Source organism: Pseudoalteromonas sp. B62, assembly GCF_037162565.1.
Taxonomy (GTDB): domain Bacteria; phylum Pseudomonadota; class Gammaproteobacteria; order Enterobacterales; family Alteromonadaceae; genus Pseudoalteromonas; species Pseudoalteromonas fuliginea.
In genome coordinates this window covers 761087-786470 of record NZ_JARLVB010000001.1, presented here as the reverse complement: position 1 = coordinate 786470, position 25384 = coordinate 761087, and the positions used below count along the sequence as shown (strand labels likewise).

Annotated in this window: 19 protein-coding genes and 2 pseudogenes; 15 read left to right on the top strand and 6 right to left on the bottom strand. The window is 39.5% G+C overall.

Annotation, left to right across the window (positions count from 1 at the left end; genetic code table 11):
• Positions 1-21 precede the first annotated feature (21 nt).
• From P4S71_RS03395 to P4S71_RS03370, 6 genes are all read left to right on the top strand, one after another.
• Positions 22-186, top strand: a complete 165-nt coding sequence (locus P4S71_RS03395; protein ID WP_232525558.1) for a hypothetical protein — start codon at positions 22-24, stop codon at positions 184-186.
• Positions 183-1895 (top strand): (2,3-dihydroxybenzoyl)adenylate synthase, encoded by a 1713-nt coding sequence (locus P4S71_RS03390; RefSeq protein ID WP_096794193.1) that lies wholly within the window; start codon positions 183-185, stop codon positions 1893-1895. The genes P4S71_RS03395 and P4S71_RS03390 overlap by 4 nt, the downstream gene beginning before the upstream one ends.
• 195 nt (positions 1896-2090) lie before the next feature.
• Positions 2091-3305: a succinyl-diaminopimelate desuccinylase gene (gene dapE / locus P4S71_RS03385; RefSeq protein WP_337150081.1), complete on the top strand. Its 1215-nt coding sequence runs from the start codon at positions 2091-2093 to the stop codon at positions 3303-3305.
• A gap of 570 nt (positions 3306-3875) precedes the next feature.
• Positions 3876-4841 carry a heme/hemin ABC transporter substrate-binding protein gene (locus tag P4S71_RS03380; protein ID WP_442961648.1) on the top strand — a complete coding sequence of 322 codons (966 nt, stop codon included), beginning with the start codon at positions 3876-3878 and terminating at the stop codon, positions 4839-4841.
• Positions 4842-4843: 2 nt separating this feature from the next.
• The gene (locus P4S71_RS03375; RefSeq protein WP_033023434.1) at positions 4844-5896 is read left to right on the top strand and encodes a FecCD family ABC transporter permease; all 1053 of its coding nucleotides are present in this window, start codon (positions 4844-4846) and stop codon (positions 5894-5896) included.
• 3 nt (positions 5897-5899) lie between these two features.
• A complete protein-coding gene (locus P4S71_RS03370; protein WP_337150079.1) occupies positions 5900-6817 on the top strand; it encodes a heme ABC transporter ATP-binding protein in 918 nt (305 codons plus the stop codon).
• 145 nt (positions 6818-6962) lie between these two features.
• On the opposite strand, the gene P4S71_RS03365 is transcribed toward P4S71_RS03370, so the two are convergent.
• The 5 genes and pseudogenes from P4S71_RS03365 to P4S71_RS03345 form a co-directional block, all read right to left on the bottom strand.
• Positions 6963-7349, bottom strand: coding sequence for a hypothetical protein (locus P4S71_RS03365; RefSeq protein WP_337150078.1), 387 nt, complete (start codon positions 7347-7349; stop codon positions 6963-6965).
• A 152-nt stretch (positions 7350-7501) separates the two neighbouring features.
• The gene (locus P4S71_RS03360; protein WP_337150077.1) at positions 7502-9568 is read right to left on the bottom strand and encodes a TonB-dependent receptor; all 2067 of its coding nucleotides are present in this window, start codon (positions 9566-9568) and stop codon (positions 7502-7504) included.
• 448 nt (positions 9569-10016) lie between these two features.
• On the bottom strand, positions 10017-10703 hold the full coding sequence (locus tag P4S71_RS03355; RefSeq protein ID WP_149615016.1) for a 4'-phosphopantetheinyl transferase family protein: 687 nt from the start codon (positions 10701-10703) through the stop codon (positions 10017-10019).
• Between the two features lie 299 nt (positions 10704-11002).
• Positions 11003-11734, bottom strand: coding sequence for a 5-oxoprolinase subunit PxpA (locus P4S71_RS03350; protein ID WP_007376657.1), 732 nt, complete (start codon positions 11732-11734; stop codon positions 11003-11005).
• Position 11735: 1 nt separating this feature from the next.
• A pseudogene (locus P4S71_RS03345) lies at positions 11736-13546 on the bottom strand (glycoside hydrolase family 3 protein).
• Positions 13547-14000: 454 nt separating this feature from the next.
• On the opposite strand from P4S71_RS03345, the gene P4S71_RS23050 reads away from it, so the two are divergent.
• Together P4S71_RS23050 and P4S71_RS23045 are read left to right on the top strand one after the other, a co-directional pair.
• Positions 14001-14828 (top strand): cache domain-containing protein, encoded by an 828-nt coding sequence (locus P4S71_RS23050; RefSeq protein ID WP_442961646.1) that lies wholly within the window; start codon positions 14001-14003, stop codon positions 14826-14828.
• Positions 14829-14911: 83 nt separating this feature from the next.
• Positions 14912-15442, top strand: a complete 531-nt coding sequence (locus tag P4S71_RS23045) for a GGDEF domain-containing protein (RefSeq protein WP_442961645.1) — start codon at positions 14912-14914, stop codon at positions 15440-15442.
• 22 nt (positions 15443-15464) lie between these two features.
• On the opposite strand, the gene P4S71_RS03335 is transcribed toward P4S71_RS23045, so the two are convergent.
• A complete protein-coding gene (locus P4S71_RS03335) occupies positions 15465-15965 on the bottom strand; it encodes a hypothetical protein (protein ID WP_096794200.1) in 501 nt (166 codons plus the stop codon).
• A gap of 130 nt (positions 15966-16095) precedes the next feature.
• Between P4S71_RS03335 and P4S71_RS03330 the strand changes: the two genes are divergently transcribed.
• The 7 genes and pseudogenes from P4S71_RS03330 (at position 16096) to P4S71_RS03300 (ending at position 25368) form a co-directional block, all read left to right on the top strand.
• On the top strand, positions 16096-20115 hold the full coding sequence (locus P4S71_RS03330; protein WP_337150076.1) for a rhombosortase-dependent M36 family metallopeptidase: 4020 nt from the start codon (positions 16096-16098) through the stop codon (positions 20113-20115).
• A 344-nt stretch (positions 20116-20459) separates the two neighbouring features.
• Complete coding sequence (locus tag P4S71_RS03325) at positions 20460-21113, top strand: thermostable hemolysin (RefSeq protein WP_337150075.1); 654 nt, start codon at positions 20460-20462, stop codon at positions 21111-21113.
• Positions 21110-22579, top strand: a complete 1470-nt coding sequence (locus P4S71_RS03320; protein ID WP_337150074.1) for an AMP-binding protein — start codon at positions 21110-21112, stop codon at positions 22577-22579. The genes P4S71_RS03325 and P4S71_RS03320 overlap by 4 nt, the downstream gene beginning before the upstream one ends.
• Entirely contained in the window at positions 22572-23264 is a 693-nt protein-coding gene (locus P4S71_RS03315; protein WP_337150073.1) for a TenA family transcriptional regulator, read from the top strand. Before P4S71_RS03320 ends, P4S71_RS03315 begins: the two co-directional genes overlap by 8 nt.
• Positions 23257-24027 carry an SDR family oxidoreductase gene (locus P4S71_RS03310; protein ID WP_337150072.1) on the top strand — a complete coding sequence of 257 codons (771 nt, stop codon included), beginning with the start codon at positions 23257-23259 and terminating at the stop codon, positions 24025-24027. Before P4S71_RS03315 ends, P4S71_RS03310 begins: the two co-directional genes overlap by 8 nt.
• 27 nt (positions 24028-24054) lie before the next feature.
• On the top strand, positions 24055-24702 hold the full coding sequence (locus P4S71_RS03305) for a tetratricopeptide repeat protein (RefSeq protein ID WP_337150071.1): 648 nt from the start codon (positions 24055-24057) through the stop codon (positions 24700-24702).
• A gap of 8 nt (positions 24703-24710) precedes the next feature.
• Positions 24711-25368 (top strand): annotated as a pseudogene (locus tag P4S71_RS03300) (response regulator).
• Positions 25369-25384: the final 16 nt, after the last annotated feature.

Here is a 25384-nt window from a genome sequence, read left to right as displayed (position 1 = left end):
TTCGGATCCAATTCGATAGACATGAAAAGCTTATTTAGTTCACCTTCTATTGCAGGCATTGCCGCTTCAATTACTGACTCGAGCGATGCTGAAGAAGTATTACAAATTGCTCAAGTGTATTGTGAAATCTTAGATTTAGATGATGACGCACTCAGTGCTGAATTGGAAATGGAGGGGTCACTGTGACTGAGTTTGTGCCTACCGAAGCCGGGTTATATGCTTGGCCAGAAGAAATAAGCAGAAAGTACAAAGAGCAGGGGGTGTGGAAAAATGAAAACTTTGCAAATTGGTTAACTGCAAAACTTAAGCAATATGCTGATGTTATTTTGCTCAGCGGCCCCGACCTTCAATCTGGTGAATGGCAACAGATGACAGGCCAAGAAATAAGCGCTGTCGTGAATAATATAGTAGAGCATTGCCACAGTATTGGTCTTGGACGAGGTGATAAAGTGGTGATGCAAATGGGTAATAATAATGCATTTGTATTAACCTTTTTCGCTTTACTCCAGCTTGGCGTTATTCCTGTCATGGCGTTACCTGGACATGGACAACGTGAAATTTTGCATTTTGTGAAATTAACACAAGCACGTGCTTGGTTTGTTAGTGAACAATCGATTAGCTTCGATTGTCATGCATTTGCCAATGAGCTACTTGATACAGTCCCAACACTTAAACATGTTGTTGTGGATGGCCTAGATTTAAAACCGCATCAGTCAATATTATCTTTACTAGGATTTACTAAGGCAACTGAAGCTCAAATGACAGCACTTGAGTTTCCTGGTCTCGCAGCGGATCCTGCTGAAATGGCTTTATTATTATGCTCAGGCGGTACAACAGGAATACCGAAGTTAATTCCAAGAACACATAGAGATTACCTCTACAATATAAAAGCCAGTGCTAAGCTGTGTGAATTGAGTTCACAAGACCGCTATCTTGTAGCATTACCAGCGGCGCATAATTTTCCATTAGCTTGCCCAGGTATTTTAGGTGCGATTGAAGTGGGGGCTGGTGTCGTTATGTGTCCAGTGCCGAGTCCTGAAATTGCATTTGAGTATATTGAAAAAGCAGGGGTTACGGTGACAGCGTTAGTGCCGACTTTAGTGAAAACTTGGCTTAATTATGCTGCATTAGTAACACCTCCAGCGGCATGTCTTGATTTATTACAAGTTGGCGGTGCTAAACTTGATGAAGCTACAGCTCGCAGAATCGGTAATGAACTTAATTGTAATTTACAACAAGTGTTTGGCATGGCTGAAGGACTTCTTAATTTCACTCGTAATTCAGATCCTAGTGTTTTAAAACTCAAGACTCAAGGACGTCCATTATCTGATTTGGATGAAGTTAGGGTGGTGGACGAACAAGGCCAGGATGTTGCCAAGGGAAAGTGTGGCGAGCTGTTGACCAGAGGTCCATATACAATCCGTGGTTATTATAAAGACGAGCAGGCCAATCAAAAATCATTTACTACTGAAGGTTATTACCGTACTGGGGATCAGGTAAGGCGGCTAAGCAGTGGTCACCTTATTGTTGAAGGCCGAATCCAAGAGGTTCTTCGCCGAGGTGGAGAGACTATTTCTGTTGAAACATTAGAAGCTCATTTAGCTTGTCATCATGGCATAAAAGATGTTGCTGTTGTGGGACTACCTTGCGAACAACTCGGTGAGCGAACATGCGCAGTTATTGTTTCGCAAGACCCAAATTCGCCTAACTTAGCACTCAAAGACGTAAGGCAATACTTAGCGGCACAAGGTGTTGCACGCTATATGTTGCCAGATACAGTGGCGTACGTTGAACATATCCCATTAACCGTTATAGGTAAAATTGCTCGTAAAAAATTATCTGCACAAATTCACCTTGAGCTTAATAAGCAACATCAAGCAATACAAACAGTGTGAATTAAATTAATGATGCGCAATCACCACCAGAGGATGTACCGCAATGGCTGGCTGCTGAATATAAGCAAGCTAATGATGTTGATTGTGGCTAATAGTGGATTGGTAGTGCGTTTAAAGTATTAGTTATTACTGGGAGTTTGTTGTTTAACTTGTTGATGAAACAAACTCCCTCAATACCCTTTATTTAATTATGAGGTGAGCCTTATCATCGATGAACAATTTACTTTAACGGCTGAGTTAAAGAGCGAATACCAAAGTCGAGTAATTGAGTATGCACGTGAATTACTGCAATTTGAATCGGTAACACCTGATGACGCAGGTTGCCAAGCATGGATTGCAAAAAAATTATCAATGCTGGGAGCAAAAATCGATACATTTGAAAGTCATGGGGTGAGTAACCTAATTGCTGTTATATCTAATGGTGATGGACCCGATTTAGGTTTTTGTGGGCACACGGATGTTGTGCCCGCAGGTAATCTTAATAAATGGCAAGCCCCACCTTTTGCAGGTAAAATTAAAAATGATTACCTGATCGGTCGAGGTATCGCAGATATGAAAGGCGGTATTGCCGCAGCCTTAGTTGCAGCTGAGATGCTAGTACTCGAAGGGAGCTTTGTTGGGCGACTATGGTTTTTAATTACCAGCGATGAAGAGGGCGATGCTTTATTCGGCTCATGTGAAATTGTAAAACACTTTAAAGATGCAAAACAGGACTTGGATTATTGTATTGTTGGAGAACCGACATCAATAAAGCAGTGCGGTGACATGCTAAAAATTGGACGCAGAGGGGCGTTGAGTTTTGCCATTCAAATTAATGGAAAAAGTGCGCATGTTGCTTATCCGACTCAAGGCATTAATGCTATCCATCATGCCTGTAGCATTGTAAAAGATTTAATGAAATTTGATTGGGATAATAGAGATAGCAATCAGCTTGGTACAACAATGCAAGTCACTCATATTGACTCAGGCTTGTGCAGCGATAATGTCATACCTGACGCTGTAATAATTAATTTAAATATTCGTTATACCACGGCTTACAGTGAAGATGATCTAATTCATTTAGTCACTCATATTGTAACGCGAACTACTAATGATTTCTCACTAACAACATCGCATGCTTGCAACCCTTATTACTCTGCAGAGAATAGTAAAAATAAACTTTCGCTAATAAAAGAGTGTAAAACAGCCATTAATCAATGTACTGGTTTGCTTCCTCAAACCTCAACTGCAGGAGGAACTTCTGATGGCCGTTTTTTTAGCGATATTTGTCCGCAAGTAGTTGAACTTGGTTTAACTAACGGCACTATCCATCAAGAAAATGAACGAGTTCATATTAGCGAGCTTGGAAATTTAACAAATATCTATTTTACGGTGTTTAAAAAGTTACTAAGTAACCTGAACACGGGTTAAGAGATTTACTAACATATTGAATCATAGTGATATTTAAATTTATTTTCTCTAGCCAGAGATTTTCAGTGAAAACAAGGCGAATTTACGCGTCAATAGCTGGCCTATTGCAAGTAAATTCAACGCAGTTAGCGCTGAAAATAGCTGCTCGAGATAGATTTATTATCCAGAGTTCAGGTTAAATAAATAGGGGAAAAATAAGCTTTAATTTACTTCTCGATGTTGAATTTGCAGCCGAGTGTTTGATTTTTAGGCAAGGTAGCGCCTATGTAGTGTGGTTATTTACCATAAGTAGGCGATGACAAACATGGATGACACTCGCTGCTATTTAGGTTTGACTCGGTGATGAAACCCTTTTGTCATCCACTATTTTAATTATTCTCACAAGGATACAGCTATTAGAGTAACGCGGGCCGTTATGGGGCGACTTGGTTACACATTTTACGCCGTGATTAAATGGCCTTTAAATTGAAATAATTTAACTCTGAAAAGCTAACATACCTTATTACCTAAGAGGCTAAACTAAATTTTATAGGTCATTAAAACAATCATAATAAAAACTACAAGTTGTAAATGAAAACTGTTAGTATTTTTGTTTTCAAATTAAATTTAACATCAATGAAACCCTTATCTATTTTATTTATTATGTTTGTTACTTTACTTGCTAATAGCTATGTACATGCAAGTCCGCAGCCTCTTAATCCACAGCGAATAGTGGTTGCAGGGGGCTCAATAACAGAAGTTATTTACGCCCTTGGTGAACAACAACGCATTGTTGGCGTTGATAGCACCAGTGTTTATCCAGCCGCTGCAACTCAGAAGCCACAAATTGGCTATGTTCGCAAAATAAGCGTTGAAGGTGTGTTGTCATTAAATCCAGATCTTATCCTCGCTGAATCAGATGTTGGTCCTAAAAAAATGGTTGAGCAATTAAAGCTCACTGGCGCTAACTTGGTTATCTTGCATGAGAACGACAACTTTTGGCGTATTGAAAATAAAATAGAGCAAATAGCCAAACAATTAAATGTTGTGAGTAAGGGCAATATGCTCGCAGACTCTTTGCAAGCGGACCGCAAGGCCTTGTCATATATTTTAGAGCAAACAAGTACTAAACCTAAGGTTTTGGTTATCCGCAGTAGTAAACTTATGGTTGCAGGGGCAGAGACGACTGCTGATGAGTTGGTAACTATTGCCGGTGGAGTGAATATGATGGCTCAAACAATGGTTAACTGGCAGACGATGTCAAGCGAGGCTGCATTGGCACTAAATCCTGATGTGATTATTAGTATGGGAATTGGCGCCAATGATCAGCAACCAAGCGCTGAAATATTATCTGTTTTTAAATATTCAAATGCGATAAAAAATGGACGTATTTACAATTTTGATGCGCTCTATTTGTTAAGTATGGGGCCTAGAACGCCTCAAGCAGCCGTAGAACTAGCGCATGCATTTTATCCTAAAACACGCTTGCCAGATGGCTATCAATATAGATTTTTAAAATTAGCTGAAAACAGCACAAAACAACAGGACGAGCGATAGTTATGCTGGCGTTAGGAAATAGGTTATTAGCGCAACAACGGATACGGGTTTTATCTATTCCTGTTTTGTTTATTATTTGTATATTGGTATTTTTTATTGCTCTAAGTCAGGGAGGGGTCGTGATAACGCTGCGCGAGACGATGCTTATGCTAACCCAACCGGTAGATGATCAGCTTAAACACGCTATAATTTGGCAGATCCGCCTTCCTCGTATTCTACTTTCGATGGTTGTTGGAGCTGGTTTAGCAACCTGCGGTGCTGCAATGCAAGCTTTATTTAGAAATCCATTAGCAGATCCTGGCTTGATTGGCATTGCCAGTGGTGCAGCGTTAGGTGCAGTAGCAACTATTGTATTAGGAACAAGCTTGTTTGCTAATTTTAGCGACAACTTAGGCTACTATGCGGTGCCTGTAGGGGCATTTTTGAGTTGTATAGCGGTATGCATGTTTATCTATCGGTTGGGCGCGCAAAATGGGCGTTTTACTATCGTTAGTCTACTACTGGCAGGGATTGCCGTAAATGCGATTGTAAACGCTATTATCGGTATCTTAACACTGGTAAGTAATGAGCAACAATTGCGTGATTTAACATTTTGGAGTATGGGCTCTTTGGCGGGGAATCACCTTGCGATGATAATGCCAACACTCGGTATTATTATTGGTTGTTGTATTGGTTTATTACGTTTATCTAAACCTCTTAACGTGTATTTATTAGGAGAGGCTCAAGCGAAGCATGTCGGCATTAATGTGACTAAATTGAAAAAGCAGGTTTTTATATATACGGCACTTTGCACTGCCGCAGCCGTCGCAATTACGGGCGTTATTGGTTTTGTTGGCTTAATAGTGCCGCATATTATGCGCTTAATATTAGGCCCAGATCACCGTTATTTATTACCAGCTTGTATGTTAGGGGGAGCATTAATGCTTAGCCTTGCTGATTTATTTGCCCGTACCATAATGTTACCAGCAGAAGTGCCCATTGGTCTAATAACCAGTGCTATTGGCGGTCCATTCTTTTTGATTATGCTGCTAAAAACTTACCAAGGAGCAAAGTGAACTATGTTAATTGGCAATCAACTTAGCGTAAAAATTAAACATAAAACGTTGCTGGATAATATTGATTTTTATGTAAAACCACATGAAATTGTAGTTATCATTGGTCCCAATGGCGCAGGTAAATCATCATTAATGAAAGCATTATCAGGAGACTTGCCGTTAAGTGGCGGAACGATAAATATTAATCAACGAGAGTTAAATGAGTATAGTTTGCTAGAGCTTGCTAAATTAAGGGCGGTATTAACCCAGAGCTACGAGTTAGATTTTCCTTTCACCGTTAATGAAGTTGTTGATATGGCGCATTTTAGTCATCAAGAACAGTGTACGCAGGCTACTTTGAAACAGTGCTCTAATGATGCAATGAAAGCCGTAGGGATTACTCACCTAGCACAGCAATGCTTTACTCAGCTTTCTGGTGGTGAAAAGCAACGTACTCAATTAGCGCGTGTATTGTGCCAATTACAGCCAAGTTTAACTCAGCAAAAAAATGCTTATTTATTAATTGATGAGCCAACTGCTAGCTTAGATTTATATCATCAATATGAAGTTATGAACCAAGCCGTTACAACGGCAAAACAAGGCGCGGGAGTTGTTGCTGTTCTTCATGATTTATCACTTGCTGCGAGCTTTGCAGATCGAATTTACATGCTTGATAAAGGAAAAGTTGTTGCTCATGGCTCGCCTGAAGAAGTACTAACACAGCGCCATTTAAGTAATGTTTATAATATTAATGCAAAGCTGCAAACAGATATTGAAGATGTACTTCCCCACATTATGGTGGCGGAAAAACACTCACAAATATATGATTTTAAGTTGTATCGATTACATATTATTGAGTGTTTTTATAAAGGGGTAACTAGGGCCTGTTTATCTTTCGAGGTTAAATTTGCAGCAGTATGTTTGGTATTTAGGCAAGGCTGAGCCTATGTAGTGTGGTCACTGCCCATAAATAGGCGATAACGCAGCATAAAGACCAAACATGCGCTTCCCTTTGAGGGACGATTAACTCTTTGTTGCCTTGTTATCGACACGATTTTCTTACCTCAAAATAGATCACTTAATTAAGCTAATTGGTATTACCGCAATGAGAGTGGACAAGTGTAGCTACATCTTGTAATTCAATATTTTCAGGTATCGCTATCTCTTTGGCTGATGCCTGTAGCCATGTTGCAGCATCATCAAGTGATTTAAATACGGCTCCAGGTATACCAAAGGCTTTTTGAACGCTCATGTTCTGCAATTTTTGATATTGCTCCTCAGGAACAACGATAAGCATCGCTTGAACAAGTTGTTGCATTTTCTCTGCCGCACCATTTTTAAGCCATTCTTGTGTTGCAGGACCCGCCCCTTTAGGGTGTTGTAAGGATGCTTCATCTGTATAAACACGCACTACAATAAATGCTTCAGCTCTATCAAACCAACGATCCCATGATATTAAAGAGTCTAAGTGCATTGCTAGCGTGCACTCCCCTTTGCTACTGTTACAGCTAATGGCCAGAGGCTGCTATCGTATTTAATTGTTGTCATACTTAATAACCTTTGTTATTGATTTTATAGATTTTCCACAGCAAATAATTTAGCTTTGCCGTGGAAAAATCTGATTGATTAGAATGTATACTGTATGCCCGCACTAATCGTTCTTGGTTGGGTCAATACTGCTGTATCAAAGTTAGTATCAGGTTCATTGCTATCAGCAGGTGCTGTACCTGGATACAATGCAACAGGAGCATCTTCATCAAAAATATTACGTACTGAAAGATACACTTTAGCTTGCTCAGAGATAACGTAGTTCAAACTTGTATCAAAGGTCGCAAAAGCGTCTGTTTTACCGCCTTCATCGTTTGAAATACTGGTATACCAGCCATCAGTGTACTGGCCACTAACGTTAACAACCCAATTATTTGATTGCCATGTGGTCCCTAATTTCATAGAAGCAGAAGGAACCGTAAGTAATGAGTTCCCTTCTAGGCCTGAGTTTGGATAATCAGTGATCTCTGAATCTAACAGTGCAAAACCACCATAAAGATTGAACTGATCATTAATCTGCCAATCGGCATTAAATTCAAAACCAATAGTAGTTACTTCGTCTGCATTTCTAACTACATAAGCTTCATCACGTGAGTTTTCAGGTGTTAAATCAAAAGGTAGTTGCATGTCTGTATATTGCGAATAAAACAGGTTTTGAGATGTGCTTATACTGTTATTAGCCCATTGCTGACGACCATAGATTTCTAAAGAGTTTACGTACTCTTCATCATATTCATAGTTAACAATTGGTGCGCCAAAGGAAATGCCGCCGCCGCCTGCATTATACCCGCGAGATAATTGTAAACCGACAATATGCGTATCACTTACTTGGTAGCTGAGCCCAAGCTTAGGTAATAAGGCACTGTAGTCGTTATCGGATTCTATTTTTGCAATCGCTCTATCAGGATCACCGCCTTCACGTTTGCGGTTTTCTTTTTCGTAGCGTAAACCTGCCGTTAGCTCAAATTTGTCACTAAATGGGAGGGCACCCTCAGAGTAGATTGCAAAATTATCTGAATCATCAGTAAAGCTTTGTTTTACAATGAATTGGATCCAATCATCTTGTTTTGAAGTGTAGTAGCGACTACCAATAACCCATTGTTCGCCGTTATCACCTTGATAGCGTAAACGAGGTTCTATCACAAACTCTTTGTTATCAATATTCGCTTTAGACCCATCTGGCGTAGATTTACGTTCAAAATTAAAGTCTGTTGCTGAAGCCGTTACTTCTAACTGTAGTTGTTGAGTTAATGATGCGCTGTATTCAATGCCTAAGCTTTTAGTATGCGTAACATGAACGGGTTGTTGCGGAAAGTTAGAACGACGCTGATCAAATGGATAATCAATGATTTCACTATTTGGACCACTGTATTTGTTATCGGTTAGTGTGACAACCACGCGTGTACCGTATTTGTCATCGCCCTCATAAAGTAATTTCCCTCTAATTGCACGGCCTTCCATGTCAGCAGGGTCTTTGACACCAGGGTAAGATTCATAATCAACAGATGAACTACGTTCAAATTTATCTGCTGCAATTCGTAAGGAAAACTGCTCCGAAAGAGGTTGATTATAAATAGCTGAAAGTCGTTTTTGGTCTAAATTTCCGCCTTCAGCACGAATTGTGAACTCTTGTTCAAACGTCGGATCTTGTGTTTCTACGCGTATTGTACCTGCTATTGCATTACGCCCAGCTAAAGTACTTTGTGGCCCTCTGAGAACTTCAATTTGTTCAAGGTCCCAAATACCTAAATCGCCAAAAACTATTTCGTTATAAGTCGCTGAACGACCATCAATTTGCCAGTTTAAGCGTGCTCTGCTGCCTGCAAAAAATGCATTCGCGTTTTCTGCGGCTCCAGTACCATCAATACCCCTTACTGTTGGAGCTTTACCAGTACCAGTGACCATTGTGATGTTTGGAATTTCGCTTAGTACGTCTCTTACTGTTCTTAATTCGGGGCGGCTTTCAAGCTCTTTACTATCGAAAACAACAACGCTATTACCACTTTGTAGTAGACTTCTTGATAATAACTCTCCAGTAACTTCAATAACGGTCATTTGATCCACTGCGTCATTGTTATCAGAATTAGCTAAAGCTGTAGTAGATGTAAGTGCTGCGAGGGGGATTAAAACATCCTTAAATTTCACAGGTATTCCTTTTTGTAAATGTAAATGATAATTGTTTTTAATACTATATTTGGTTGTATTAAAATACAACACTAAAGTTAATTAATGTTGTATTTTTAACTTAATTGTTAATCAGTAGGGAGGTGGTTTGGCTGTTATTTCAATCTAGGGTCGATTTAATCGCGGCGTGAGGTTTGTAACCTAGTGGGCTTGGTAGCGGCTTCTGCGTTACCCTACTGGCAGCGCATGTTTGGCATTTATTCAACGTTATCGCCTATTTATGGGGAATAACCACACTACATAAGCTCAGCCTTACCTAAATACCAAGCATAGAGCTGCAAATTTAACCTCGAAAGATAAACAGGTCCCAGACAAATTGTTTATCTAGTTGTTTCAAATAAAAATTTTAACGACGTATAGTGCAATTTAATTCGTTAAATTGCTCAAAGATTTATGCTGGTTGGTATAACTAGGAATTTTTGAATTCGCACTCTGTGAGCACTATATTTTTGTCACATTGGTAAAATACGGTTAAGTAAGTGTCTTTAGGCACTTGTGGTGAAAGTGCTTGGGTTATTTTAAATTGCAGTTGTTGTTCATTAAAGGCAATGAGCGTAGCCGCTTCAAAGCCAAAAAATTGTTTCACACTTGCGTACAAAGCTTTAAAAATACTTTCTTTTGCTGAGAAGATAATGGTTAACGGGTGTGATACCTGCTCTGCGAACAATCTAAACTGAGGATAGTCATTAGGGTGCAAAATTTGTTCTTGTAGCTCTCGCTCTTGTTTTGCGCTCATTAGCTGTTCGATATCAATACCAATGCCAGCGATATCTGTGCGCTGAGAGGCCATTGCCATTGCAATCCCTTGAGTGTGGGTAATACTACCGATAACTTTATCAGGCCATATCGGCGCGCGATCATTGCCAGAAAGAATATCAAAAGAGGAAATACCGAGTGCGTTTAGTACTTTTTTCGCACAAAATCGGCCAGCCAAATACTCGGCCTTTCGTTTTGTGACTGCTTTTTGAAGTTGCAGCGGTGAAAAAATCTGATAACTCGAAAAGTCACTATCAATAAAGTGGTTACTATCAAATTTACAACAAAAAGTGCTGTGGCTAAGGTAGGGTGTAAACTGAGTATAAGGGGAAAGTTCCATATGCTATTTGCATTTTTCCTAAAATTAAGAGTAGCGCTTTAATGGTACGTTAAAAATATAATAAATAAAGTAAAGTTTATGACCTGTGTTGAGCTTAAGCTCATTGCGTAATGTACAATATGCATGATTAATTAACCTGAACTCTGGATAATAAATCTATATCGAGTAGCTATTGACGCGTAAATTCGCCTTGTTTTCACTGAGAATCTCTGGCTAGAGAAAATAAAGTTAAATATCACCATGATTCAATACGTAGTAAATCTCTTAACCAGAGTTCAGGTTACTTAGTTTTTGAGTGTTTAACGAGTTTGGCACAGAGCTTTGATCTCCTGAATAAGGGCAATGCTTGCTTCGTTATCGCTATGCACACATAAACTATCAGCATGTAAAGGTAATACCTTTCCCGATTGAGTTGTTACACAGCCTGTAGTTAACAGTTGTTTTACTTGCGCAATCAGTGCCGATTTATTATGCACGCTACCAGGAATATTTCGCGACACTAACAGTCCTGCATCGGTATATTGACGGTCCGCGAAGGCTTCTAAAATTAATGTTAATTGGTATGTTTTGGCAAGTTGCTGATGGCTATGTGCTTTAGCCGTTGCAAGTAGCATGAGCTTTAATGGGGTTGGGTAGATGGCAATGGCATGCATGACAGTGTTTAATATTGTTTCATCAGCCATCATGTCGTTATAAAGCGCACCATGTGGCTTTACGTAGCTAAGTGTTAATCCCTGCACTTTTGCCATACCTTCAACCGCTGCAATTTGATAATGTAGGCAGTTTATTAGCTCGCTTGCACTAAGATTCATTGAGCGCCTACCAAAACCTTGCAGATCTGGGTAGCTCGGGTGAGCGCCAATTTGTACGTTATATTGTTTTGCAAGAGTGAGCGTGCTTGCCATTACATCGGCATCGCCGGCATGAAAACCACAGGCAATGTTAGCCATATCAATATGTGGCATTACGCTGCTATCAAGGCCCATTTTCCATGCGCCAAAGCTTTCGCCTAAATCACAGTTAAGTTTCATATTAGTGCGCCTTTTGCTGCTTTATAGTGACAGGTAATACACCATTGGCGGGTGACTGCCCAAGTAGTACTTTTGCAAGCGCGGTAAAAGCAGGGCCAGATACAACATCGTTTTTATCGACATCAATATTATATGCGTAGGATGCAAGTACAGCTTGTGCGTAGTTGCCAAATTCAGCAATATCGTAAGGGGCTCTTAAGCTTATAAATACGGTATTTATATTATTGGCTTTAGCAAAACTGAGTAATGATTTAAGTGCTTTTGGCTGCTGTGAATTATTGAGTGCAAAATTAGCGTCGTCTTTTAAATCATCCATGCCGCCAATTTCTACCGCACTTTGGTTTGGTGTCGCATTACCTGCAATTATTATATCGGCAGTGGTTATATCGATATGTGCTTGCTGCGGGTTAAAACCTTGCAGGCTGCTACAAGTATAGTTAAGCACTTGAGTGCTTATAGCTTCAATGGCTTGTTGCATTGCCATACACTTACGTGTGTCAGGCATAATAATATGAATATGCGGATCTGTTTTAAGGCTAAGCGGTAAAGTGTTTTTATTATTTTTAACTAGCGTTATAGCCTCCACAGCTAGTTGCGCTTCTATTTCACGATGTGCTGCACTGCCAATTGTTTGTTTTGCATTTATAAGTGCGCTGATCGGGTCCAAATGAGTGTTTAATCTAAACTTATTTTTAAGTGATATTATACGTTGCGCTGATTTAGCTATTTCTTGCTCATCAAGTTGCCCTGATTTAACCGCTGCGGCAAGTGATTTTATAAGTTCATCCAACGTTATTAAATCGTCTGGCGTTCTAATTTCAATTGGCATTAGTGCAATATCAACACCAGCTAAAAATGTATTAATTACCGCTTGAGTGGGTGTAAAGAAATGGCTAATACCAGCCATGTCAAGCGCATCAGTTATTACAACACCTTGGTAATTTAGTTCTCCTCGTAAAATGTCGGTTACTATTTTACGAGACATCGTTGCAGGTTTTATCATGGTTTTTCCATCAACGCTTACAAACGTTGTACTATCTAGCGCAGGATACTGAATATGCGCCGTCATGATCATACCGGGATTTTGCTTTGCAATAATGTATTTAAATGGTGCTAAATCTTGAGCGTAAATAACCTCTTTTTCATGACTTACCATAGGTAAACCAGTGTGACTATCGACGCTGGTATCGCCGTGCCCAGGATAGTGCTTTAACGACGTAATAACCCCATTGCTTTCAAATCCTGCAACTTGTTCAGCACCAAGCTTGGCAACTAAAACAGGGTCTTCTCCAAAAGAGCGTACGTTTATTACCGGATTATCTGGGTTCATATTTACATCGATAGTAGGCGCGTAGTTTACATTAATACCCAAAGAACTTAGCTCTTTAGCAATAACCGTTGCCGTTTTTGTAGCGAAGCTTGTTCCGTGTTTTTTATATGTTGCACCAATCGACATGTTGCCAGTAAATGAAGTAGCTAGATCACGCGGTAACCTAGCTACTCGTCCACCTTCTTGATCTATGGATATAAATAACGGTAGTTTACTACTCGATTTACTTGCTGCATTTTGCAGTTGAGCATTCAGTGTAATAGTTTGCTCTATTGATTGGATATTTTCAGAAAACAAGATAACCCCCCAATGTTATGCTTTGCAATTATGTGTGCAAGCTTATCTGGTAATTGAGTTAATGGTGTTCTGCATTGTTTATTCGTACCTTGTTCGCAAAAATAGCGAAAATCAAGCATGAGCTTTTGACCAAGCTGTTGTTCAAGAGAAAGTACAGGTTGTGCGAACGAGGATTGTATTGGCATGAAGCACCCAGATAAAAAAACGATAGACGACACAATATACTTATTTAGCAAAACACACTCCAAAGCTAAATAAAATAGATAAGTGTGTGCAGCTTATCTACTTTTTAGTGCAACTGCAAAACATGGTTTTTCTTTACTAAAGCCATTAACGTATTGTAACGAATAGATAAAATTTATATCGTTAAATTTAATGAAAATCAGTACTTACATATATTTTTTCTGTCTTTGTAAACATTAGATTATAAGTTTTCAAGAGGGTATAATTGTAGGCTTTATATACAATAATAAGTGCAAGCTTTAACTGCCTTGTACTGTGGACGATATACATTTGCTGTACAAATTACTACCTGCACTTAATCTAAGGTTACTCATTCTGCTTTTAGCATTTTCTGCTTCGTTGAGCACTCTAGTAAGTAGTTTTTATTCTACTTATCAAGTGCAAAAAGAGCAGTTAATGAATTACACACTAAAAAGCAATTATGCTTATGCAAATAAGTTGGCTTCGGCAACCGATAATTTTTTAGAAGCTGCAATGCAGCAACTTACTTATTCAGCAAAAATAATAGAGCAAGAAATAAATAATGAAAAATTATTGAAAGAAGAAGTAACCAGATTAAATTTACAAACAAATAGTTTTAATTCTGTAGTGATAAACAAGAACGGTATTATTGCAGCTACGTCTCCTGTTTTACCGCAAATAATGGAGCAAACAATTTCTTCTCCAGGCGCAATACAAGCATTGAAAGAAAAGCGCCCGCTCATTAGTAAACCTTATATGTCAGCCGCAGGTAATTTGATAATTTTTATTTCCCATCCGTTATTTGACAATGCAGGGAATTATTTAGGCTATCTTGGTGGATCTCTTTATTTAAAAGAGCGCAGCATTTTGAATGATTTACTGGATCAACATTATTACGATGAAGGGACACATATATATGTGGTCGATTCTTATAAACGCATACTTTATCATCCGGATCATATTCGTATCGGCACCTATGTAAATAATAACGCAATTATAGATGATGTTATTAATGGAAAAGGAGGGATTGCGAATGTTAAAAGCAGCCAAAATGTTGAGATGCTAGCAGGCTATGCCCCAGTAAAAAAAGCACATTGGGGAGTTATTGCGCAACGTCCAGTTAAAAATACCTTAGCCTCACTTGATACATTGATTATAGAAGTTATCAAACGTACGTTACCAATGGCGGTTATTACTTTTATACTTATAGGCTTTTTGCTCATTTTATTTCTAGGCCGCTTAAACAACTCGCAAACAAAGTAAATACACTTGATAACCCGGCTAGTTTTGAAAATTTTGAGAATATAAAAGCATGGTATTTTGAAAGCCAGAGGTTAAAGCTTGCCATGTTAAAAGGTGTGAGTATTTTACAAACTCAAATAGGCCAATTACGCCATGATGCACAAACAGACCCACTTACAGGGGCGCATAACCGCAGAAGTTTAAACGGATTACTTAATCAACTTATGCTTAAGCAAATTCCATTTGCAATATTGGAAATTGATATCGATTTTTTCAAGCGTGTAAATGATACCTTTGGCCACGATAAAGGTGATGAAGCACTAAAAACACTCACCGATATTATAAAAAAACTATCCAGAAAGGATGATGTTGTAGCGCGTATTGGTGGTGAAGAGTTTGTACTCATATTACCAAATGAAGACAGCGAAAGTGCTTTTAAAATAGCTGAACGACTTCGAACAACCGTTGCCTCAACAAGCATGGACGTTATTGGATTTATTACTATTTCTATAGGTATTGCAACCTGGCCTGAGCACAGTAACGATATAGACCAAGTGTACAAATATGCGGATAAAGCACTTTATTACGCTAAAGAGCACGGCCGAAACCGCTGTGTAATAGCTGACAAAAATTAACGACTTATAGAACCATCAGTATTTAAAATTGGGTTTCTATAGGTGAGTAATTTACGGATACTTCGACATTTTTTACATCAGAATAAGCACTTAATGATTTAGCAACGGCTTTAATATTATCGTCTTGAGTGACTAGTAACATATAGTTATGCGCAGTCGAGCGTATTAAATTAAAGTTGTTGGCTAAATCCTTTGGTACAAAATCAGATGCAAGCGTAAGAACAAGTGTTCCTGTAACGACCCCTTTTTGTTGCATCGTTTGGTTAAAAACAATATCCCCCTTTTTCAATACCTTTGAGTTAAAAATCAATTTATCGCCTGATGACATAATGCTATTTGCTTGCAGATGTCTTTTTTGGCTAACATCTTCTACTGCCGTTTTATTTTTTATGCTGACCTGTGTTGGAGTTTGAGGCTCAGACTGTTGTACGGCTGCAGCAGCTGGCTCTTTGCTGTTATTACAGGCAGTCAAAGTGCCTGAAGCAGTAAATATCAATGCAATTATTAAATACGGCGGTTTCATATTTTTACCTTTTTATTATACAAGATAGAGTTTTTTAGCTTTTTTTACACGACTTATTGCTACTGTCATTTGGTATTACATTTAAAATACATTTAATAAACAAAAATTACAAAATATAACAGGGTGTTTTATGTCTAATTTCAAACTAACCACAGTAGCAACAATTGTTGCAGCTACTTTATCCGCAGGACAACTAACCGCAGCTGAATCAGCGCAATACTTTGATGTAACTGCAAACTCTCAAACTCAAGCAATAGCACCAGCGGCAATGCAGCAACGCGCACTAGCTGAGCGAACGACAGTATCTGGTCATCGTTCTATTTATGACAAACAATTGGGTAAAGCCACATTTCTATGGCAAGCGGTGGGGCAAAAGGCGCCAAATATGTCGCTTATTGAGCCTGCAAAACGAAACCAATATGCAGCGGATCTTTATTTAGAATCTCTAACTGGTATTAGCAGTCAGAAAAGCACAATATCATCAGCAGTAATGACTGATTTGCATGAGCAAAAGCGAGGCTCAATAGTCGCAAAGTATAAACAGCAGGTTCATGGTATTGATGTTTTTAATCGTGAATTCAACTTAATAATGGATAAAGAGTTTAACCTTGTGGCTGGCTCTGGTTATTTTGCGGATACGTCGTCAGCTGAAAAATCATTTGCGGCTCTGAGTGGCTTTGTAAATGCTGAGCAAAGCATTCAATCTGCACTTTTGGAATTGGCTGGTATTAATGCATCGCTTCGTAAGATTGGCGAAGAAGGTGGATATGCTAAATATCAGGCCACCTCAGGTGATGATTCTAAAATTATATTAGGTGAACCCCGCGCGAAGAAAGTATTTTTTGAAGTCGCAGGACAATTAGAGTCAGCATATTATGTTGAAGTCGAAGTTGCGGATAAAAATGCGCTTGAAAGCGACTATTATAGCTATGTAATTGGCACTCAAAATAACAAAGTTTATTTTAAGAAAGACTTGAAATCACATGCAGCCGACTTTAATTATCGCGTGTATGCTAATCAAGATGGCTACCCAATGGAAAGCCCTCATGGTGATGTAATTCCAGCTGATGGGCCTGATCAAGTTGATGAAACTGAAATTTTAGACGCGCCAATGGTTGCGTTATCTTATTACAGTAAATTAAGCACAATGGATCCATGGTTAGCTGATGATGCTACAACTACATCGGGCAACAATGTATTTGCTTATGCTGATGTTGTTGCGCCACAAGATTTTAGTGAAGGCGACTTTACAGCTGACACCACAGCCGATCTGACATTTGATTATCCGTACCAAGTAGATCAAGTTGCTAATAGTTACGCTAATCGAAAAGCCGCAATTGTTAATTTATTTTATATGAATAACTTTTTACATGATTTTTTCTACGATCACGGCTTTGATGAAACATCAAATGTTGCGCAGCTATCTAATTTTGAACGTGGAGGCATAGAAGGCGATCCAATTGAAGCACAAGCGCAGGATAATTCAGGACGTAACAATGCCAATATGTCGACACCTGCAGATGGTGCAAGCCCTCGTATGCAAATGTATTTATACAATAGTAAAGATGCACAAGTCGGTGTTGATTTTGGTATTACAGTTACTTCGCATGCGACTTTAGGTTTATTAGATTCAACACAAGAGTCAGGCTTTGGTCAATATCAATTTAGTGATATTAAAGGGGATGTTGTTCGCTTAGACGATGGTAATACAGCCGATTCAACAAGTATTAATGATGGGTGTGAGCCTGCTATAAATGCCGCAGATCTTGCAGGTAAAATAGCGTTAGTCGATCGCGGCTCATGTTCTTTCACAATTAAAGTAAAAAATGCACAAAATGCGGGCGCAATAGCAGCAATTGTTGTGAATAATGACCCAGACACAGATGAGCCAGCGCCAATGGGCGGTGAAGATGATGCAGTTACTATTCCAAATATGGGATTAAATTACGCTGATGGTCATGCTATGTATGACTTAATGGCTGCGGGCGATACTGTTTCTGTAGATATGTTTACTAAAGCAACATTAAAAGATGGTACGTTTGATAATGGTATTATTGCTCATGAGTGGGGACACTATATCAGTAACCGTTTAGTGGGTAACTCATCTGGTTTAATTAACTTCCAAGGTCGCGCAATGGGCGAGGGTTGGGGGGACTTCCATTCACTCATGTTTATTGCTAAAGCTGATGATATTAACATTACAGGCAATGATAAATTCCAAAAGGCATATGGTAGCGGTACATTTGTAGAGGACTTTTATTACGGTATTCGTCGCGTACCTTACTCAACTGATACCGAAGTAAATGCATTATCATTCCGCCATATTACAGAAAATGCAGGCGCTGATATTGGTATTACACCAACAAGCGTAGCTTCGCCACATGCCGCAGGCGAAATTTGGGCAACGATGTTATGGGAAAGTTATGTAGCATTAATTAACGAGCATGGTTTTGAGGAAGCTCAAAACCGCATGGCTGACTACCTTGTTGCTGGCTATAAATTAACGCCAGTAGCTCCGCTTTACACTGAAGCGCGTGATGCCATCTTAGCTGCTGCTTATGCTGTTGAACCTGCCGATTATAAATTAATTTTAGGAGCATTTGCTAAGCGTGGCATGGGATTAGGAGCTGAATCGCCAGAGCGTTTCAGTGATGATTTAACGGGGGTTGTTGAATCTGATAAATCTGAGCTTGCTACATTCGCGTTAAGCGACGTGATAGTTAATAACGCATATAACGGTGCTGAGCTTGGTTATTGTACTAACGATAATATTCTAGATAAAGGTGAAACAGGTTCTATTAGTGTAAGCATTGTTAACCGTGGTAGTGAAACCTTAACAGGGACTAAAGCGCAGTTAACGGTAATGAGCGATCATGATGTAACACTTGAAAATGATGGGTTAGTTACCTTTGCTGAAACAGCACCATTTGCAATATCAACAAGTGACGCTATCACTATTACTTTAAATGATGCAGGCACCGCTGAAACACTAGAAATAGCAGTAACCTTCCCTGAGCTTGAAACGGATGATGATATTGTTGAAGCACTAGAAGATTCAATTTCATTCACTGTAAATATAGATTTTGAAGATGAAGCACCTGTCAGTGCTACTGTTTCAGATGATATGGAAGTGTCGGCTGCCTCATTATTTGATTTAAACGAAAATGTAATGTTTGGTGGGGATGCTGCTATCGGTACGCAGAGCATGGATAACAGTGGCAATATAACCACTTTTGATGCTGCGGGCTTTGGCTTAGGCGCTCAGGCAATGTTTTTAAATAACAATAGCTTCCAAACTGATGTGGCGGTTGAGTCTAAATCGTTTGAAATAGGTTACTCAGGTGATTTTGAAATATCATTTTGGCACCTTTACCTCATTGAAGAGAATTGGGATGGTGGTGTTGTAGAAATTAGTGTTAATGATGGCGAGTGGACGGATGTAACGCAAGTGGGTGGGGAATTTAGTGTTGGTTATAACGGCCCACTAATTGAAAATACCTCTCAAGCACTCCAAGAGCGAAATACATTTACAGGACGTAATATTCAAGACGATGGGGCTTTTGGCAACTACGAAACAATTAATTTTGGCGATGCTTTAAATGGCAACCAAGCTAAAATTCGTTTCCGTATTTCATCTGATTCGGCTGTTGCTGATTTTGGTTGGTGGATTGATAATCTAACAATGTCTAACGTGTTATCGCCTGTATTCTCCAAAGTAGTCGCAGGAGACGCTGCAACATCATGTGATAACGCGATGCCATTGTTACTTGTTGAGAGTGATTCAGCAGAAATAACTGAGTCTGGCACTGGCACTATTACAGCGACTGCCACAGATAGAAATGGTGATGCATTAACTTATGCTTGGACGCAAGTTAGTGGTACAGCGGCAACACTGTCGGGTATAGATACAGCAATATTGACTTTCACACCTGGCTCTATAAATGCAGATGAAGAACTTGTATTTGAGGTTGCGGTAAGTGATGGGACGACAACTGTAGCTCAGCAAAGTACAGTAATGGTAAAAAATGAAGCTGTTCCTGTAGTACCTGTAACCGAGAAGAAATCTAGCGGTGGTAGTGTTGGCTTTATTGCTTTATTACTTACCCCATTAGTGTGGTTTAACAGACGTCGTAAAAACGTTAGTAAATAAGTTTAAATAAACGTTATTTAAAAGCCCCTGAATTTATTCAGGGGCTTTTTTATTTGATTAATACCAATCTGCTTATATATGGGGACTATTTAACGTTAAGAAAATTACGCTAGAACTAGGCAAAAGTTTTTGTATCTAGTTGTTCTCGGCAATTGCTCCCTGCATTGCTCTACCTCCTGCATCCATGCAGTCGTAAATAAAAAATTTTTAACGACGTTATAGTGCAATTTAATTCGTTAAATTGATCAAAGATTTATGTAGGTTGATATAATATTTATTTTCTTAAGTTTTCTTTAAGTTTCGCTCGCTAAGTTACAAACATATACTTTATATGAGCGATGTTTATGCAATTAGCACACCTACCTTCATCACCCGTTTATATTCAAAATAACTCACGCTTTGTTAGTGCTTGCATTAATGATGAGCATAGAAGTGCGTTAGAAAACACAGTTAAAGAAGGGTTTTTAGTCGCTTATAACGCCACGCTTACCTCTTTTATGCCATTACTTTGCCAATACACGACAAACGAAGGGCAGTGCACATTGGGTTTAAGGCAAGCAACAGCACCTCTATTTATAGAGCAATACTTAGCACAGCCCATTGAGTATTTTTTACCTGAGCCTACACAGCGTAATAAAGTATTTGAGCTTGGCAATCTATGCTCTACACATCGCAAAGCAACGCTTGGGCATTTTATTGTTGTTAATGAAGCCCTGCAAAGTGTAGGAGCAAAACATTTAGTATTTTGCGCCACTAAAAAAGTACGTGCGATGCTGCGCTTATTAGGCGTTAATTGTACTGAAATTGCTGTGGCAAACAGTTTTGTTGTTGAGCATCCGCTGAGTTGGGGAAGTTACTACGCTAATCAGCCTACCGTATGCGTTGTGAGTTTAGATCAAGCTCACCAACAAGTATTAAATACCCCAATGCTTTTTAGTTTGATGCAGCAAAACCACTCAAATATCAATTCTTTGGTAAATGCGTTGGTGAATGTATGAATTACTATAATACCCATGCAATATCGCCATTAATTATTGCCCACAATAAAGAGCAAACACTTGAAATTAACGGTGGTGAGTTTAACCAGAAAATACAAAAAGTAGTAAAAATACTACATAGCTTTAACGGCAAATGTATCGCTTATAAGCTCGATAATACGCCAGCTTGGTTTGTTATTGATGCCGCTACTGCGGTTTCTAATAAAGTGGCTGTGCCAATAGCTCACTTTTTTAGTGAGCAACAAACTCAATATGTACTAGCGCAATGCGGCGCTAATATATTTATGAGCGACACACCAAACCCTTTACTCGGGGAGCCGACTGCATCAATTACTTTATTTGAGTGTTACACATTATATATTTACGAAATCGTTGTAGCTAACCCCGTCAGTTATTTTCCAGATACTCAAAAAGTAACGTTTACGTCAGGATCGACTGGGCAACCAAAGGGCGTGTGTTTATCTGCAAATAGCCAAATGCAGGTAGCTCAATCTCTGTGCGATAAAATTAATATTAAAAAGCCTGTTCATTTATGTTTATTGCCGCTTGCTGTATTGCTTGAAAATATAGCCGGTGTGTATGCCCCTTTAAAAAGTGGCGGTACAGTGCATTTAATGCCGTTAAATGAATTAGGCTTTGTTGGTACTGCATTAAAACAGCCCGCACAGTTTATAGCTGCGATTGATAAAGTTAAGCCAAATACGCTTATTTTAGTGCCTGAACTATTAGCATGCTTAGTTACTTTTGCAGAAGATGGGTGGCAACCGCCTAGTTCGTTACAGTTTATTGCAGTAGGTGGTGCGCTTGTCAGCGAAATGCTAATAGTAAAAGCGCGTAGCTTAAACTTACCGGTGTACCAAGGTTATGGGCTTTCTGAGGCGGCATCTGTAGTTAGTTTAAATACGCCCACAAACGATAACCTCCAAAGTGCCGGCTCTGTGTTACCTCATATTCAAACCAAAATTGAAAATGGCCAGCTTTTTATAAAAGGCGATTTGTTTTTAGGTTACTTAAACCATCAACCTCACAACAAAAACCAGTGGTATGCAACCGGCGATCTAGTCGAGCAGCGTCAAAATACTTTATTTATAAAAGGCCGATTAAAAAATCTAATTATTACCAGCATGGGGCGGAACATCAGTGCCGAGTGGCCTGAATCACTATTACTCAGTCAAAGCGGTATTTTACAAGCGGTTGTGTTTGGTGAGGGGCGACCTTTTCTCAGTGCCATTATTTACGCCGATTCAAAGCTATGTAACCCCGAGTTAGCTCAATACATTAACGCAATTAATAAACAACTACCCGACTATGCTCGAATTCAAAAGTGGCATCGTTTAGCGGCTCCGTTGAGTGTGCAACAAGGGTTGTTAACTACAAATAATCGCCCAAAACGAATGGCAATTAGCCAACAGTATCATGACGTTTTTGAGCAATTTTATCAATTTGGAGAAGTAATTAATGAGTGATTTTTTTAACATCCTTAAAGAGCAAACGACGCAAGAGCAAGATTACTTACTCGCAGCGCCTATTATTCAGCGTGTTTTTAAAGGCGAAGCATCACTTGAAGAATACGCCTCGTTTTTAGCGCAAGCGTACCACCATGTTAAGCACACCGTGCCATTAATGATGTTGGTTGGTGCACGATTAACCGACGATCAAGAATGGTTGCGCGAAGCCGTCGCAGAATATATTGAAGAAGAAATTGGCCACCAAGAGTGGGTACTTAACGATATTGCAGCCTGCGGTTTTGATAAAGAAACCGTACGGTGTAGTCAGCCACAATTTGCCACTGAAATGATGGTGTCTTATGCGTACGACTCTATTGCTCGTAAAAACCCATTGAGCTTTTTTGGCATGGTACATGTGCTTGAAGGGACGTCCATTGCACTTGCAGATGGTGCCGCTTCAAATATTGCAAACGCTGTGGGCTTACCTCAAAAAGCATTTAGTTATTTAACGTCCCATGGTGCGCTTGATATAGAGCACGTAAAGTTTTTTGAAAACCTAATGAATCAAATAACAGACGAGGCAGATCAACAAGCCATACTCCATGGGGCAAAGCGCTTTTATCGTTTATATGGCGATATATTTCGTGGTTTGGATGATGAGCCTTTTTTAAAGCCAATATACAAGGCAAGCAGGCATGAGTAGCTCTTTGTGTTTATTAACTGGCGCTACCGGTGGAATAGGACAAGCAATTGCTAAAGCCCTATATGCAAAAGGGTGGAAGTTACTCCTTGTTGGGCGAAATGCTCAAGCTCTTGAAAAACTCAGTGCTACATGCCCAGACAGTGAAATATTTATTGGCGATTTAACCGACGATACAACACGCATTCATTTAGCTGTAAAAGCAAAGCAATTAGGCGGCGTTAAATTGCTAATTAACAATGCCGGTGTTAATGCAATGCAAAGTCTTGAGCACACAAGCTCTGAGCAAATAGACAATATGCTAAGTACCAATTTGTCGGTGCCTATTAAATTATGTCAGCTATTTTTAGGGCAGTTAGAGTATACCAAAGGCACCATTGTTAACGTGGGATCATCGTTTGGCAGTATTGGCTACCCGTTTCAAACACTTTATTGCGCGAGTAAATTTGGTTTGCGTGGTTTTACAGAGGCGCTTTCGCGGGAGCTATACGGTTCGGGTGTTAAAGTCGCTTACCTAGCGCCAAGAGCCACTGACACCACCATTAATAACAGCAAAACCCGTGCGCTGAATAAAGAACTCGGTAATAAAATGGACTCGCCAGAATTAGTCGCCAGAGAGTTACTTGCGCTTCTTGATTCTAATCAGACACGGCGTTTTATCGGCTTTCCTGAAAAATTATTTGTACGCATTAATGGCGCTTTCCCACGTATTGTAGATAACGCCATTGCAAAACAACTACCTAAAATAAAACGTTTTTTAAGTTAAAAATAGATGAACAACGAGGATAAAATTATGTATAAAATGACCTTAGCATTATATTTAGTATTCACGAGTGTATTTACTGTATCGGCCTATGCTGATGAATCGCAAGATTTAGTCGCTATTCAACAAAAGTGGGCAATTGCTAATTATGAACTTAAAGATGACGCGCAAATAGATGCGTTCACGAAATTAAGTGAGCAAAGCGCGTTATTTGTTAAAAACTACCCAAATTTGGCACAAACGCATATTTGGAATGGCATTGTGTTAGCTAGTTTTGCAGGTGCAAAAGGCGGGTTGGGAGCACTTGGTTTAGCAAAAGAGGCAAAAACGTCACTCGAACAGGCGCTCTCAATTGACGGTACAGCACTCGATGGCTCAGCATACGCAAGCCTTGCAACGCTTTACAGTAAAGTACCTGGTTGGCCAATTGGTTTTGGTGATGATGACAAAGCTGAAAAATTATTTAAACAAGCACTCGCTTTTAATCTCGAAGGCATTGATACTAACTACTTATATGGTGAATACTTGTACGATGAAGGCGATTACAAAGAAGCGAAAGCACGTTTGCTAGCAGCCCAAGCTGCGGGTATCCGTGATACTCGCGCTAAAGCAGACAAATATCGTCAACAAGCAATAAGCCAGCTATTGGCAAAAGTAGACAAAAAACTTAAAAGATAAACGACACAATGCATTTATTACTCGTTGAAGACGATCATTTAGTGGCGCAAGGGCTTATTCGCTCTTTGCGCCAAGAGGGCTATAGCGTAGAGCATAGTGGCACAGTAAAACACGCCCTAGAATGCCTTTCTAGTGGTGAAATTGAACTCGTTATTCTCGATTTAGGGTTGCCAGATGGTGACGGTTCACTGGTTTTAAAGCATATTAAAGCACAAAAAAGTAATTCCAGTGGTTATTTTAACTGCTCGCGGCAGTATAGACGACAAAGTGCAAGGTCTTGATATGGGCGCTGATGATTACCTTGCAAAGCCGTTCGACCCTGCAGAGTTATTTGCTCGACTACGTGTGGCAAGTCGACGCGTTAATCAAACTCAATCGAGTTTACTGCAATGCGGGGAGGTGGTCATAGACAGCTCTGCTCATACGGTGACACTCAATGGAGAGTCACTGACATTACCGCGTAAAGAATACATGCTTTTAAAAGCGTTAATGGAAAACCAAGGTCGTGTGCAGTCAAAACAACAACTCGAAAACAAACTTTACCAATGGGGTGAAGAAGTCGGCTCTAACGCGATAGAAGTACACATTCACCACCTTAGAAAAAAATTCCCTAGCGACTTTATTAAAACCTTACGTGGCATTGGCTACGTGGTTGGCAAGCGCTAGAGCGTGTTTATCTTTC

Excerpts from the sequence above, each read along its gene's own strand:
- P4S71_RS03365 (WP_337150078.1), bottom strand. The coding sequence starts at position 7,349 with ATGCACTTAGACTCTTTAATATCATGGGATCGTTGGTTTGATAGAGCT.
- P4S71_RS03315 (WP_337150073.1), top strand. The coding sequence starts at position 22,572 with ATGAGTGATTTTTTTAACATCCTTAAAGAGCAAACGACGCAAGAGCAA.
- P4S71_RS23050 (WP_442961646.1), top strand. The coding sequence starts at position 14,001 with ATGAATTACACACTAAAAAGCAATTATGCTTATGCAAATAAGTTGGCT.
- P4S71_RS03350 (WP_007376657.1), bottom strand. The coding sequence starts at position 11,734 with ATGAAACTTAACTGTGATTTAGGCGAAAGCTTTGGCGCATGGAAAATG.
- P4S71_RS03355 (WP_149615016.1), bottom strand. The coding sequence starts at position 10,703 with ATGGAACTTTCCCCTTATACTCAGTTTACACCCTACCTTAGCCACAGC.
- P4S71_RS03325 (WP_337150075.1), top strand. The coding sequence starts at position 20,460 with ATGCAATTAGCACACCTACCTTCATCACCCGTTTATATTCAAAATAAC.
- P4S71_RS03320 (WP_337150074.1), top strand. The coding sequence starts at position 21,110 with ATGAATTACTATAATACCCATGCAATATCGCCATTAATTATTGCCCAC.
- P4S71_RS03375 (WP_033023434.1), top strand. The coding sequence starts at position 4,844 with ATGCTGGCGTTAGGAAATAGGTTATTAGCGCAACAACGGATACGGGTT.
- P4S71_RS03335 (WP_096794200.1), bottom strand. The coding sequence starts at position 15,965 with ATGAAACCGCCGTATTTAATAATTGCATTGATATTTACTGCTTCAGGC.
- P4S71_RS03380 (WP_442961648.1), top strand. The coding sequence starts at position 3,876 with ATGAAAACTGTTAGTATTTTTGTTTTCAAATTAAATTTAACATCAATG.
- P4S71_RS03370 (WP_337150079.1), top strand. The coding sequence starts at position 5,900 with ATGTTAATTGGCAATCAACTTAGCGTAAAAATTAAACATAAAACGTTG.
- P4S71_RS23045 (WP_442961645.1), top strand. The coding sequence starts at position 14,912 with ATGTTAAAAGGTGTGAGTATTTTACAAACTCAAATAGGCCAATTACGC.
- P4S71_RS03395 (WP_232525558.1), top strand. The coding sequence starts at position 22 with ATGAAAAGCTTATTTAGTTCACCTTCTATTGCAGGCATTGCCGCTTCA.
- P4S71_RS03305 (WP_337150071.1), top strand. The coding sequence starts at position 24,055 with ATGTATAAAATGACCTTAGCATTATATTTAGTATTCACGAGTGTATTT.
- P4S71_RS03310 (WP_337150072.1), top strand. The coding sequence starts at position 23,257 with ATGAGTAGCTCTTTGTGTTTATTAACTGGCGCTACCGGTGGAATAGGA.
- P4S71_RS03330 (WP_337150076.1), top strand. The coding sequence starts at position 16,096 with ATGTCTAATTTCAAACTAACCACAGTAGCAACAATTGTTGCAGCTACT.